Source organism: Mesorhizobium sp. M0001 (genome assembly GCF_040324255.1).
GTDB lineage: Bacteria > Pseudomonadota > Alphaproteobacteria > Rhizobiales > Rhizobiaceae > Mesorhizobium.
Window position 1 is genome coordinate 21131 of the sequence record NZ_JAMYVS010000019.1, and the last position, 13785, is coordinate 34915.

Consider the following 13785-nt stretch of genomic DNA (forward strand, 5'->3'; position numbering starts at 1 on the left):
TGTCGGCCATCTACTCCTCCCAGATGCGATGCCGACGCTGAGCGCGGTGCACCTCCTCCCGCATCTCGTTCGAAATCGAGCCCGCTGCCACCTCCTCCCGGCAGCGGGCTTTTTTCATTCCCAAATGAAACTTGGCATATCCAAAGCCCCTCACCCGGATTGCCGAGACCGAGTTGCAAAGAGCAATTCGCTGCAATCCGACCTCTCGCCAAAGCGAAAGGAGATCATCAGCGCCGGCGCCAGCCTCTTCTCCCCTCGGGGAGGAGCTAGCCGCGAAGCGGCCGGATGAGGGGGCCTTGCAAACTCGGTGAGCTGGAATTCAGCGCGCCCTGAAAGAGCTGATCAGGCCTTCAGCCATGCGCACGAACTGCGTGCTGGGGCCCTGGCAGCCCATGGTCTGCACGCTGACGCGCGCCCCTTCGAACAGCAGCGACAGCGTATCGGCCAGAAGCTCGGCCTGACCGATGCCCGCATCCCGGCACAGCGCAACGAGGCGATCGCGCTGAGCGCTCTTGAGCTCCTTGATCACGCTCCTGGCGGGATGGTCCGGCTCGGTCAATTCGGCGGCGGCATTGGCCATGTCGCAGCCGCGACCGTCAGCCGCCAGGCAAGCAGCGGCCATGCGAATCCAGGCATGCAACTGGGCGAGCTTGTCGCCGGGATGCTCAGCCTCGAATTGGTCCCACATCGCGGCGCCTTTAGCCGCCGACGCGCGCAGGCATTGGACGATCAGTTCGTCCTTCGACTCAAAATGACGGTAGAGCGTCATCTTGTTGGTGCCGGCGGCTTCCGTGATGGCGTCGACACCGACGCCCTTGATGCCATGCTTGTGAAACATGTCCTGCGCCGTCTCCAGGATTCGATCCCGGGGACGCACGCGATCCGTAATGCCGTCTGCCATCGCAGTCTCCTTGTCTCCCTAAAAATTCGGTTCACCTCTTGACTAGGGTGTTACCGGTCTGTAACTATCCGAATGTTACTTACTGGTAACACCTATGTAGCCTTCCGTCAATAACAAGGCCGTGAACTGGTCCTGCCAGATCACAAAGGGTGAAAATTGCAGGTCATGCGGCTCCGGCCGGTGAAGAGATGAAAACCGGTTCGCGATCATCCGATGCGGGCCGCTGGAATGGAGACGCTCCAATGTCGCAGCGCAAGGATTTGACCATCGATGAAGCCATCCGGGATCCGATGATCCGGCTGGTGATGAAAGCGGACCGCGTCAACCCGCGCGCCTTCGAAGCGATGCTGAGGACCGTTGCCGATGAGCAGGGCCTCAGCGGCGCGGCGCCGTCTTCGTATTTTTTGCAGGACCCGGGTTCGGTGCGCAGCAGGCGGCTGTCCCGGTCTGCCCATTCTTTTAAAGAGGCCGGTTCTTCTAAAGAGGTTTGCGTGTCGTGGTAAATTATTTCATCCATCGTCCGATCTTCGCCTCGGCCATCGCCATCATCATGGTGCTCGCCGGGACGATTTGTTATTTCCTTTTGCCGGTTTCGCAGTTTCCCGACATCACGCCGCCGCAGGTCGTGGTCAGCGCGCATTATCCGGGCGCCAGCGCGCAAGTGGTCGCCGATACGGTGACGACGCCGCTGGAACAGCAGATCAACGGCGTCGAAGGCATGACTTACATGTCGTCGTCGAGCTCCAATGACGGCTCCTCGACCATCACCATCACCTTCGATGTCGGCTATTCCTTGAGCACCGCTGCCGTCGACGTTCAGAACCGCGTCTCGCAAGCGGCCTCCTCGCTGCCGGCGATCGTCAACCAGGGCGGCGTGACGATCAAGAAGCAGAACCCGAATTTCGTCCTCATCGTCAACCTGACCTCGCCCGACAGTTCGGTCGATCCGGTGGCGCTGAGCAACCTCGCCTATCTGCAGGTCGTCGATCCGCTGAAGCGGCTGCCTGGCGTCGGCGACGTCCAGATATTCGGCGAGCGCCGCTACTCGATGCGCGTCTGGCTCGACCCGGACAAGCTCGCCAATCTTGGCATCACCGCGGTCGACGTCCAGAATGCCATCTCGGAACAGAACGTCCAGGTGGCGGCCGGCAAGATCGGCCAGTCGCCGGCGCCCGCCGGCACCGCCTTCGAGATGCAGGTCAACGCCGTCGGCCGCCTGAGCGACCCCAAGGAGTTCGGCGACATCGTCGTGCGCGCCAACACCGGCACCGGCTCGCTGGTGCGGCTGCGCGACGTCGCCCGCATCGAGCTCGGCGCGCTGCAATATTCGTCGTCGGCCTTCTTTGGCAAGGACCCGACGGTGGTGCTGGCCGTCTACCAGATGCCCGGTTCCAACGCGCTCGATCTGCAGCAGCACGTCAAGGACAAGATGCAGGAACTGTCGGCCCGTTTCCCCAAGGGCGTCTCCTACGCCATGCACTACGACACCACGCGCTTCGTGTCGGCATCGATGCATGACGTGCTGATCACGCTTGGCGAAGCGCTGGTGCTGGTCGTGGCCGTGGTGTTCATCTTCCTGCAGAGCTGGCGCACGACGATCATCCCGACCATCGCCATTCCGGTGTCGCTGGTGGCGACGATGGTCGTCATGGAAATGATGGGCTTCTCGCTCAACATGCTCTCCCTGCTCGGCATGGTGCTGGCCATCGGCCTCGTCGTCGACGACGCCATCGTGGTGGTCGAAAATGTCGAGCGACAATTGGAGGCGGGCCTCAAACCGCTGGCGGCGACCAAGGCCGCGATGGCCGAGGTCACCGGACCGATCATCGCCACCACCGCAGTGCTGATGGCCGTCTTCGTGCCCGTCGCCTTCATTCCCGGCGTCTCCGGCAAGCTCTACAATCAGTTCGCGCTGACGGTGGCGATTTCGGTCGGCATATCCGCCTTCAACTCGCTGACGCTCAGCCCCGCGCTGAGCGCCGCCTTCCTGCGCCATCGCGGGGAGACGCAGTTCGCCCCGTTCCGCTGGTTCAACACGGGTTTCGACAGGCTGTCGCATGCCTATGCCCATGGCGTACGAATCCTCATCCGGCTGCGCTGGATCATGCTCGGTCTGTTCGCGGCCGGCCTGGTCGCCACATACTTCGTCTGGCAGAAGTTGCCCTCGACCTTCCTTCCGGTCGAGGACCAGGGTTACTTCTTCGTCGTCATCCAGTTGCCCGACGGCGCCTCGCTGGAACGCACTGATGCGGTGGCGCAGAAAGCGCGCGACATATTGCAGGCAACACCCGGCGTAGAAATTGTCGGTTCGATCAGCGGCCTGAACTTCCTTACCAGTGCGGCGCAATCGAACTCGGCGGTCGAGTTCGCCATCCTGAAGCCATGGGAAGAGCGCGGCCCGGACCAGAGCGCGTCCAAGCTCGTAGCCGACGTGCGCGGCAAGCTGATGCAGATTCCGGAAGCCTTCGCGCTGTCCTTCGATCCGCCTTCGATCCCGGGTATCGGCACCACGGGCGGCTTCGAATTCGTCGTCGAGGATCTCACCGGGCGCGGCAGTTCAGCTCTCAACGACGCGACGCAAGCCGTGATCACCGAGGCGCGCAAGCAGCCGGAAATCAATCCGCAGCAGCTGTTCTCGCCGTTCTCGACCTCGACGCCGCAGTTCAACTACGACCTCGACCGCAGCAAGGCCAAACTGCTCGGCCTCAACCTGCCCGACGTCTTCAACACGCTGCAGATCTATCTCGGCTCGCTCTACGTCAACGACTTCAATCTGTTCGGCCGCACCTTCCGGGTGACCATCCAGGCCGACAAGGATGCACGTGCCGACGCAGGCGACCTTTCGCGACTCTATGTGCGCAACGCCTCCGGCGGCATGGTGCCGCTGAGCACACTGGGCAAACTGGTGCCGTTCGTCGGCCCGGAAACCGTGCCGCACTACAACAACAACGCCTCGGCCACGATCAATGGCGGCGCTGCCCCCGGCTTCTCGTCGGGCCAGGCGGTTGCCGCGATGGAACGGGCCGCTGCCACCGCTTTGCCGAGGGATTTCGGATTCGAATGGACCGGCATCACCTTCCAGGAGCTCAAGGCAGGATCGATCGCGTCGGTCGTCTTCGGCCTCGCCATCGTCTTCGTCTTCCTGATCCTGGCGATGCAGTATGAGAGCTGGGCGATGCCGTTCATGGTGCTGCTGGCGGTGCCACTGGCCCTGTTCGGCGCCTTCGCAGCCCTGTTCTTGCGCGGCATGCAGATCGACGTCTACTCACAGATCGGCTTCGTCATGCTGATCGGCCTCGCCGCCAAGAACGCGATCCTGATCGTCGAGTTTGCAAGGCGGCGGCGCGAGGAGGGACTGAGCATTGTCGACGCGGCGATGGAAGCCGCGCGGCTGAGGCTGCGGCCGATCCTGATGACGGCCTTCGCCTTCATCCTCGGCGTGCTGCCGCTGATGTTTGCGACGGGTGCGGGTGCGGCAAGCCGGCAGTCGATCGGCACCACCGTGTTTGGCGGCATGGTCGCGGCGACCATCCTGTCGCTGGTCTTCGTGCCGGTCTTCTACGCGGTCATCGAACAGCTGCGCGAACGCCGCGTGCGCAGCGAACGCAACGCTGCTCATGACCAGGACAATAATGAACCGACTGCCGAACCAGCGCCGATGCGCCTGGCCGAAGCAGCCGAATAGAATTGGAGACCAAAATGCGTAAATGGAAAATAGCTTTGGGAACGGCCGTCGCCCTGGGAGCGATCTCGGTGGCAAGCGTCCACTTCCTCGACATGGGCAATCTCAGCCTCAATGCCGGCACGGCGGCAGCGACGGCAGCACCTGCGGCATTCGTCATGCCGGTGCCGGTGACGAGCGTGGTCAAGAAGACGATCCCGATCTATCTCGACTACGCCGCCCGCATCGAGGCGATCCGCAGCGTCACCTTGCAGGCCCGCGTGCCCGGTTATCTGCAGGAGCAGACGGCTGAGGACGGCGCGGATGTGCGCCAGGGTGATCTGCTCTACAAGATCTCGCCTGACGACTTCAAGGCGGCTCTCGACCAGGCCAAGGCCGAAGTGCAGCGCGACCAGGCGAGCCTCGACTATGCGCGCTCCAATCTCGGCCGCGGCTCCGAACTCGCCAAGAGCGGTTATCTGGCCAAGGATGGGTTCGACCAGCGCACGAGCACCTTGCGTCAGGCCGAAGCGTCGCTTGCCGTCAACCAGGCGGCGGTGCGGACGGCCGAGCTTAATTTGAGCTACGCCGAAATCCACGCTCCGTTTGCCGGCCGCGTCGGCCGCAACCAGGCTTCGGTCGGCACGCTGGTCAGCGTCGCCGGCACGGTGCTGAACACGCTGGTGCAGCTCGACCCGATCTACGTCACCTTCAATCCGAGCGAGACGGATCTGGCCGAAATCGAACAGGCCCGGGCCGCCGGCCCGATCGAGGTCGAGGTGCTGCTGCCCGGCGAGACCGAAGCCAGCCAGAAGGGCGAACTCACCTTCATCGACAACACGGTCGACCACTCGACCGGCACGATTACGGCGCGCGCCACCATCGGCAATGCGAAGTTCTCGCTGCTGCCGGGCCAGTATGTCCGGGTGCGGCTGCACATCAAGCAGCTGCCCGACGCGCTGATGGTGCCGCAGGTGGCGCTGGGTTCGAGCCAGCTCGGCAAATATGTCTATGTCGTCGGCAAGGGCAACACGGTCGACCAGCGCATCGTCTCGCTCGGCGCGACCAGCGGCGACCTTGTGGCGGTGCTCAGCGGCGTTGCCGAAGGCGACCAGGTGATAACCGGCAATCTGCAGAAGATCGGACCAGGAATGCCGATCTCGCCATTGCCCCAGGAGAAACCGGCCAGCTGATAACCCCCATCAGCCCCGGTCCTGCGGCGCCTTCGGCTTCCACGCCGAGGGCGCCGTTTTTTATGGAGCGCCGCACGCCGTTTTTGGAGTAACCGCAAGGCACAAGAATCCGGAACAGACATATTGTAGGATTGTCGACAATCTGCTTGTCTGTTTCCGGCTCTCACTGGAGTGACGGAATGGCCAAGCTGGACTTCAATCCGATCGCGGATACGACACGCCGAGCCGAGATCGTTGCGCTGTTGCGGCGGGCGATCCTGATCGGCCAGCTGGAACCCGGCCAAAAGCTGAGCGAGCTGAGGATCGCTGAGCAGATGCGGGTCAGCCGCGCGCCTTTGCGCGAAGCTATGCGCGAGCTGGTGCAGGAAGGCATCCTGACCAGCATCCCCTATGCCGGCACCTTCGTCATCGATGTCACCGCCAAGGACATTGACGACGCCTACTCGCTGAACAAGGTGCTCGATGAATTCGCCATCGAGCGGACATGGAAGCTGCGCGACCAGCGCTTCTTCGATGAACTCGACCGCCGCCACGAAGCGGTGAAGCAGGCAACGCGCGCGCGCGACACCACCCGCCAGATCGAGACCGCACTGCAATTGCACGGGCTGATCTATGAATGGGCCGACAATTCGGTGCTGCTGGAAACCTGGCAGCGGCTGACCAGCCGGCTGCAGATGTACTTTGCCCTGCACCAGCGGGCCCGCAACGAGCCGGTGCCGGCCGAAGATCTCCACGAAACCTATGTGCGGCTCTTGAAGGGCGCCGACATGCGCGCTGCCCAGCGCCATGCGCGCGAGCATATCGACCTCGATTTCGAAGAACTGCTTGCCTATGCGCGTGGCCTCGATCAGCGGAACATCGAAGGGCTGACCCTCCTCAACGCCTAGAGACAACGGACAGACAAGTGCAGATCAAAACCATCAAGGCCTATCGCGTCGTGCAGCCCTTCGTGGACGGGCCCTACCGCATGTCCAAGGGGCGGGTTGCAGACTGCTTCGATGCGGTGATCGTCGCCATCACCTCCGACAGCGGCGTAACCGGCTGGGGCGAGATGGCGCCGCTCGGCAATTTCTATTCGGCCGCCTTTCCGGCGGGAACGCGCGCGGGCGTGGTCGAGATCGCGCCGCACCTGATCGGCCAGGACCCGCGTGGCCTCGCCGGCATCGGCCGATTGATGGATACGGTGTTCAAGGGCCATCCCTACATCAAGTCGGCGCTCGACATGGCCTGCTGGGATCTGGCGGCCCGGGCCGCCGACGTGCCGCTGGTGACCATGCTTGGCGGCCGCGAGAGCGACATGGCGGAGACCTACCGCGTCGTCACCCACGGCACGCTCGACCAGATGGCGGCACTGGCCAAAAGGATCATCGCCCAGGGCTGCCGCCGGCTGCAGGTCAAGGTCGGCGGCAATGTGCATGAAGACATCGAGCGGGTGAGCGCAGTCGCTTCGGCCGTGCCGAAAGGCACGGTGATTTTCTGCGACGCCAATGCCGGCTGGACACCCTACCAGGCGCGGCAGTTCGCCGATGCAACGCGCGGCATCGACTACACGTTCGAGCAGCCCTGCACGACGATCGAGGAGAACATGTCGGTGCGCCGCATGCTCGACAAGCCGATGGTGCTGGACGAGAGCGTCATCTCGCTCGAGGCGATGCTGGAAATCCATCGCCTGGGCGCCGCCGACGGGCTGACGCTGAAGATCTCGCGGCTTGGCGGCGTAACCACGACAAGGCAAATCCGCGACGTCGCCGTCGATCTCGGTTTCATGATCACCGTCGAGGATACGGGCGGCGCCGAGATCGACACGGCGGCGATGGCGCATCTGTCGCTGTCGACGCCGGAAGAACGCCGGCTGCACGCCATCGCCTTCCATGAGTGGGTGACGGTGCGCACGGCCTCCAACGCCCCACCGGTCACCGGCAGCCACATGGGCATTCCCGACGGGCCCGGCCTCGGCATCGATGTCGTGCCCGACCTGCTCGGCAAGCCTTTCCTAGAGATCGGCTGAGATCAAGCGCAGCATGAAGCTGTCACCCCACGAATCCTCCGTGGGAGATTTGGTCCTGCAGCCATTCTCCGATTTGCGGGTTGAAATATTTTTCAAATGGAAATAGGAATGTTCAAAATGATGATTTGACGCTGCGGCGCGTCATGACTGGAGGAAGCGATATGGCCCATCCGCAATTTGCAGCGGAACTTCTGCAGCGCGCTGAAGCCCAAGGGCCCATCACCATCGGACTCGCCGGCGCCGGGCAGATGGGCACCGACATCGTCGTCCAGGTGGCGCTGATGCCGGGCATGCGGATCGGTGCCATTTCCGAGGTGCGGCCGCAAGCGGCGATCGATGCCGCACTGCTCGCCGGCCATGACCGCTCCGACATCGTCCAGGCTGCGAACGCCTCTGCCATCGACCGCGCCATCGAGGCCGGCAAGATCGCTGTCACCGAAGATCTGCATGCGCTGGCCGCGGCCGGCCGCATTGATGTCATCATCGACGCGACAGGCAATCCCAACATCGGCACGCTGTTTGCGCTCGAAGTGATGAAGAACGGCAAGCACATCGTTATGCTCAATGTCGAGGCGGACATTACGATCGGCCGCTTCCTCAAGGAGGAAGCGCGCAAGGCCGGCGTGGTCTACACCGGTGCGGCCGGCGACGAACCCGCCTGCACGCTGGAGATCATCGGCTTCGCCAAGAGCCTCGGCTTCAACATCATCGCCGCCGGCAAGGGCAAAAACAACCCGCTCAAGATCGACGCCATGCCCGCCGACTACGAGAAGGAAGCGGCCGAGCGCAACATGAATGCGCGCATGCTGGTCGAGTTCGTCGACGGTTCCAAGACGGCGATCGAGATGGTGGCTATCGCCAACGCCACCGGGCTGGTGCCCGACGTGCCGGGCATGCACGGCCCGACGGCGACGCTGGAGGAACTGGCCAGCGTGCTTTGCCCGCGCGAGGATGGCGGCGTGCTGCACCGCAAGGGCGTGGTGGACTATTCTATCGGCAAGGGCGTGGCGCCCGGCGTGTTCTGCATCATCGAAACGAGGCATCCGCGCGTGCTGGAGCGCATGGTCGACCTCAAGGTCGGCAAGGGCCCCTATTTCACGATCTACCGTCCCTATCACCTGACAAGCCTTGAAGTGCCACTGTCGGCGGCGCGCGCCGTTGTCTACAAACGCGCCGACATGGAGCCCCTCGACCATCCGGTCGCCGAAGCGGTGGCGGTGGCCAAGAGCGATCTCGGCGCGGGCCAATCGCTCGGCATGATCGGCGAGAACGACTATCGCGGCTTCGCCATGACCTGGGAGGACGCCCGCGCCAAGGGCGCGCTGCCGCTCGGGATTGCCGAACGCGCCAAGGTGGTCAAGCCGGTCAAGACCGGCGACTTCCTTACCTATGAAAATTGTGTACCCGACGATTCGATGGTGATAACGCAGATCCGCCGCCGTCTAGACCAGTCGGATGGACAGTTTGTGACCAACGCCGCCTGAACCTTCGGGATCTCCCTGTGATGGACGATGTCGTTATCGGGATCGATGCCTCGACGACGGCGGTGAAGGCGATCGCCTTCACCGGCGACGGCGCGGAGCTGTTCCAGGCGCGCGAGGCCTATCCGCTGGCCAATCCTAAGCCCGGCCATTTCGAGCAGGATGCCGAACATTGGTGGGCAGCCCTTATCAGTGCGCTGAAGCAGGTTGCCGACAAGGTCGGCGCCGCGCGCGTGGCGGCAATTGCCATAGCCCATCAGCGCGAGACCTTCACCCTGATCGATCAGGCCGGCACGCCGCTCATCCCGGCGATCCTGTGGCTTGACGAGCGCGCCCGGCCTCAAGTCGCCAGGCTGTCGGCCGAGCTTGGCCGCGAGACGATCCGCGACTGGAGCGGCAAGCCGCCGGATCCGACGCCGGCGCTCTATGCCATCGCCTGGCTGGCGGAACACCAGCCGCAGGTGCTGGCCAACGCCGCCGCCCTGGTCGATGTTCATGGCTTCTTCGTTCACCGGCTGACCGCACGGCTGGTAACCAGCACGGCAAGTGCCGACCCGCTCGGCTTGCTCGATGTCACGACAGGCGAATGGCACCCTGAGCTTGTCTCGGCTGCAGGGTTGCAGCCACGGCAGTTGCCGGCGCTGATCGGCCCAGGCGAAATCTGCGGCGGCCTTGCCGAAAGCATTGCCCAGCTGACTGGCCTCAAAGCGGGCACGCCAATTGTCGCCGGCGCCGGCGATGGCCAGGCCATGGGTCTCGGCATGGGCGTCTATGGTGCCGGCAGGAGCTATCTCTCGCTCGGCTCCGGCGTCGTCAGCGGCTGCTATTCCGGCACGGTCACCACTTCGGATGCGTTTCGCACGCTGGTCTCGCCGACCGGCTCCGGCTTCATGCTGGAAACCGTGCTGCGCTCGGGCATGCAACTGGTCGACTGGATCGTGCGCACCACCGGCGCGTCTTCCGCGGCAGAACTGGAGAAGGGTGCGGTCGATGTTGCGGCCGGCGGCGACGGTCTTTTGGTCATGCCCTATTGGGCCGGCGTCATGAGCCCCTATTGGGATGGCGCGGCGCGCGGCGCCGTTGTTGGCCTGTCGCTCGACCATGAGCCCAGGCATCTCTTCCGCGCCACGCTGGAAGGCATCGCTTTGGAGCAGGCCATCGCCAGCGAGGCGATGGAGGCCGAAAGCGGCGGCAAGTCGGGAGAGATGATTTCCGCCGGCGGCGGCACCAATTCGGCGCTGCTGATGAAGATCATGGCCAGCGTGCTGGAGCGGCCGCTGTTCGTGTCGCCGGTCAACGAGGCGGCGGCCCTTGGCGCGGCCATGCTGGCTGCTTCGGCGATCGGCTGGTTCGCCTCGGCGGAAGACGCCGCCAAGGCAATGGCGGCGGCGCCGGCCAGGCGTGTCGATCCGGATATGACGCTGGTGCCGGCTTACCGGGCGCGCAAGGCGATCTACCGCGACCTCTATCACGCGACACGCGACATCCACGCGCGGCTCGGTGCGATCTGAGTTCAAGCGCAGCTTGCCTGCGTGAGGCTCCCATGCCCAACCTGCCCAGCTTGCCGATTTTGCGTCCTGCCCGGCCAATGCTAGACTCATCGGGCTCATGAAAGCAGTATTTCACCTTGCCGCCCTGCCCTGGATTGTCGCGCTTGCGGCAGCTCCGATGACGGCGCGTGCGCAGGACGAGCCGCCCTTCGAGGTCACGCTCGACATGGACAATGACGGCAGGATGGATCGGGCCGCGATCGCGGCGGATTCCGACACCGGGCTGGCGGATCTCTCGATCTATCTGGCTGCCGGCGAAGGAAAGCTCGATCCTTCGCGCAAGCCTGACTTTGTCAAAAAGGCGCTGACGCAGGACCGTATTCTCGGGCTCGAAAGCAAGGGCAAGGGATCGCTTGTCGTCACCTCGTGCTTCGGCTGCGGCGCCAACAAATCATGGGATACAACGCTGACCATCGTCTGGCGCGGCGGTAAATTCCTTGTCGCCGGCTACAGTCGCGACTGGGACTGGAATGTTCAGAAAGCCGACGGCTCGGTCGAGACGACGCTGGGCGGTTGCGACATCAATTTTCTCACCGGCAGAGGCGTTGCCTCAAAGGACCTGGACGACGGCAAACCGGTCGCGGGAAAATTCGTGCCGATCGCACTGGCCGACTGGTCGGACGACAGTCGTCCGGAGCCCTGCGAATTCTGACCGACGCCGGACAGCGCTCAACGATTGAGCAGGCCTTTGGCCGCATCCTCATCGGTGATCAGCACCGAAATCCTGGTGTTGGCCAGCGCCGCGCGCATCACAGCGACCTTCTCCTGACCACCTGAAACCAGGATGATGCTCGGAATATCGGACAAATCCTGCAGCGGATAGGCGCAGACGCGGCGGTTGACCTCATGGTCGACCGGGTGGCCCTCGGCGTCGATGAAATGGCACAAGAGGTCTCCGACCGCGCCGGCGGCCTGCAGTTCCTCAAGTTCGCTCGGCTTGATGAAGCCGTAATTGGCGATCGGGCTGTCCTTGGAAAACGAGCCGACGCTGAGCACGGCGATGTTGGCGCGGCGCGCGCGGAAGACGACATCCTGGACGCTGCGCTGGCTCATGAAGGCATCGCGCTGTTCCGGCTTGTCGGCATAGACCGGCACCGGCAGCAGGAAACATTCAGCGCCGATCTTTTCGGCGAACTCCCAGGCGCTTTCGGTCGGGTTGAGCGGCTGCGCGTGGGTGAGGCCGCCGAGCATCGAGACGACCGTCGTCCTGGCGATCGGCCGCCTCGGCAATTCGTTGATGGCGAATTTCAGCGTGCGGCCCCAGCCCAGCGCAATGACGTCGCCGGCATTCACATTGTCGGCGAGATAGGCGGCAGCCGCGTGGCCGATCATCAGCGGCGCGTTGCTGCGATCAGCGGCTGATGGCACCACGACCGCCTGGCTGAGCCCGAAACGCTGCTTCAGGCTCTCCTCGAGCTGCACGCATTCGACGACACTGTCGCGAATGCGGAACTGCACGATGCCCTCCTCTCGCGCAGCGGAGAGAATGCGGTGCACCTTGATGCGGCCGACGCCGAGGATCTCGGAAATGCGCTCTTGCGTCAGACCTTCGACATAGTAATGCCAGGCGGCCCGGGCCTTGAGCTCGGCATCGGGGAAGCGCGAGGCCTTCTCGTTTTCGACGGTCGCCATCTTTTGCCCTCCCGCGGCAAATTTCGGAAATCTTTCCGCAAGCGCCACCCCCTGGCCTTCCCTAGGACAAACCGCCCGGTGGCGCAAACCACCGCCGAATGGCGCAACGGCTCTTGACAATTTTCTAATGAACAGTTTAGCTGAACAAAATTGCATATCAAAGATAAATTGTTCACAGGGAGGTGCCTGGTGAACAAGAGCGGACGGCAGGCCATCGCCGTTTCGCTGACGGAGGAGACGAAGTGGCCGTGAGTAATGATGCAAGCGAGTCGAAGGCTGGCGAGTTGAAAGCCGCGCCCGGCACTCAAGGTGCGACGGCCGCGAAGCTTTCGGCGCTGTTTGCCGGAACCATGGGGCCGCTGATCGGGCTGCTGCTGCTTTGCCTGGCGTTGACGTTGACCACCGACACGTTCCTCACCATGCGCAACATCCTCAACGTACTCGACCAGATCACCGTGCTCGGCATCATGGCAATCGGCATGACGCTGGTGATCCTGATCGGCGGCATCGATCTCTCGGTCGGCTCGGTGCTGGCGCTGGCCGCCATGGTGATGGGCTTCGTCGCCCACCCCGACTATCTCAATCTCGGCCTTGCCGCCGGCGTCGTTGCAGCACTGGTCGTCGCCGGCCTTTGCGGACTGGTGTCCGGCCTGCTGGTGACCGTCACCCGGCTGCCGCCGTTCATCGCGACGCTGGCGATGATGTCGGTGGCGCGCGGCCTTGCCAACATGATCACCGACGGTTCGCAGATCGTCGGCTTTCCCGACTGGTTCACCAGCCTGTCGATCATCCGCCATTTCGGCTTCCTGTCGGTCACAGTCGGGGTGATGATGGTGCTGGCGATCGTCTTCGCCATCTTCCTCAACTACCGCGCCACCGGCCGCAGCCTTTACGCCATCGGCGGCAGCGCCGAGGTGGCGCGGCTCTCCGGCATTCCGGTGAAGTCGCTGACCAACTGGGTCTACGCCATCTGCGGCGTGCTTGCGGGTCTTGCCGGCATTGTGCTTGCCGCGCGGCTGGATTCGGTGCAGCCGAGTTCCGGCCTCGGCTATGAGCTCGACACCATCGCGGCGGTGGTGATCGGCGGCGCCAGCCTGTCGGGCGGCGTCGGCTCGATCGGCGGCACCGCGGTCGGCGTGCTCATCATCGGCGTGCTGCGCAACGGGCTCAATCTGCTCGGCGTCTCGCCCTTCATCCAGCAGGTGGTGATCGGCGTGGTGATCGCGCTGGCGGTCGCCAGCGATACCTGGCGGCGCAGGGCGCGATAGAGAACGGGGCACAATTGAGAATTCGCCCGGAGCGTCCGGGCGATAGACGGATCGGTCGATCCGAAACTGGGATGTTCCAAGGGGCGCGATG

11 protein-coding genes are annotated in these 13785 nt (G+C 63.8%); 9 read left to right on the top strand and 2 right to left on the bottom strand.

The genetic code is table 11. The features are described 5' to 3' along the window. Window positions 1–319: 319 nt before the first annotated feature. Window positions 320–901, bottom strand: a complete 582-nt coding sequence (locus NKK50_RS28905; RefSeq protein WP_023668517.1) for a TetR/AcrR family transcriptional regulator — start codon at window positions 899–901, stop codon at window positions 320–322. A gap of 242 nt (window positions 902–1143) precedes the next feature. Here NKK50_RS28905 and NKK50_RS28910 point away from each other — a divergent pair, with 242 nt between their 5' ends. From NKK50_RS28910 to NKK50_RS28945, 8 genes are all read left to right on the top strand, one after another. Further along, window positions 1144–1404 carry a hypothetical protein gene (locus NKK50_RS28910; RefSeq protein ID WP_023668519.1) on the top strand — a complete coding sequence of 87 codons (261 nt, stop codon included), beginning with the start codon at window positions 1144–1146 and terminating at the stop codon, window positions 1402–1404. Further along, on the top strand, window positions 1398–4586 hold the full coding sequence (locus NKK50_RS28915) for an efflux RND transporter permease subunit (RefSeq protein WP_352544251.1): 3189 nt from the start codon (window positions 1398–1400) through the stop codon (window positions 4584–4586). The genes NKK50_RS28910 and NKK50_RS28915 overlap by 7 nt, the downstream gene beginning before the upstream one ends. A 14-nt stretch (window positions 4587–4600) precedes the next feature. Then, a complete protein-coding gene (locus NKK50_RS28920; protein WP_023687079.1) occupies window positions 4601–5755 on the top strand; it encodes an efflux RND transporter periplasmic adaptor subunit in 1155 nt (384 codons plus the stop codon). A gap of 179 nt (window positions 5756–5934) precedes the next feature. Next, the gene (locus NKK50_RS28925; protein WP_023704855.1) at window positions 5935–6642 is read left to right on the top strand and encodes a GntR family transcriptional regulator; all 708 of its coding nucleotides are present in this window, start codon (window positions 5935–5937) and stop codon (window positions 6640–6642) included. Window positions 6643–6659: 17 nt separating this feature from the next. After that, window positions 6660–7763: a mandelate racemase/muconate lactonizing enzyme family protein gene (locus NKK50_RS28930; protein WP_352544252.1), complete on the top strand. Its 1104-nt coding sequence runs from the start codon at window positions 6660–6662 to the stop codon at window positions 7761–7763. A gap of 161 nt (window positions 7764–7924) precedes the next feature. After that, window positions 7925–9247 (top strand): NAD(P)H-dependent oxidoreductase, encoded by a 1323-nt coding sequence (locus NKK50_RS28935; RefSeq protein WP_023668524.1) that lies wholly within the window; start codon window positions 7925–7927, stop codon window positions 9245–9247. 20 nt (window positions 9248–9267) lie between these two features. Further along, window positions 9268–10755 carry a xylulokinase gene (locus NKK50_RS28940; protein ID WP_023692138.1) on the top strand — a complete coding sequence of 496 codons (1488 nt, stop codon included), beginning with the start codon at window positions 9268–9270 and terminating at the stop codon, window positions 10753–10755. A 97-nt stretch (window positions 10756–10852) separates the two neighbouring features. Then, window positions 10853–11446 carry a hypothetical protein gene (locus NKK50_RS28945; protein ID WP_023668526.1) on the top strand — a complete coding sequence of 198 codons (594 nt, stop codon included), beginning with the start codon at window positions 10853–10855 and terminating at the stop codon, window positions 11444–11446. Window positions 11447–11463: 17 nt separating this feature from the next. Here the strand turns inward: NKK50_RS28945 and NKK50_RS28950 are convergent, their stop codons facing one another. Beyond that, on the bottom strand, window positions 11464–12426 hold the full coding sequence (locus NKK50_RS28950) for a sugar-binding transcriptional regulator (protein ID WP_023668527.1): 963 nt from the start codon (window positions 12424–12426) through the stop codon (window positions 11464–11466). A gap of 284 nt (window positions 12427–12710) precedes the next feature. Between NKK50_RS28950 and NKK50_RS28955 the strand changes: the two genes are divergently transcribed. Further along, window positions 12711–13694 (top strand): ABC transporter permease, encoded by a 984-nt coding sequence (locus NKK50_RS28955; protein ID WP_050587056.1) that lies wholly within the window; start codon window positions 12711–12713, stop codon window positions 13692–13694. The last annotated feature ends 91 nt before the right edge of the window (window positions 13695–13785 follow it).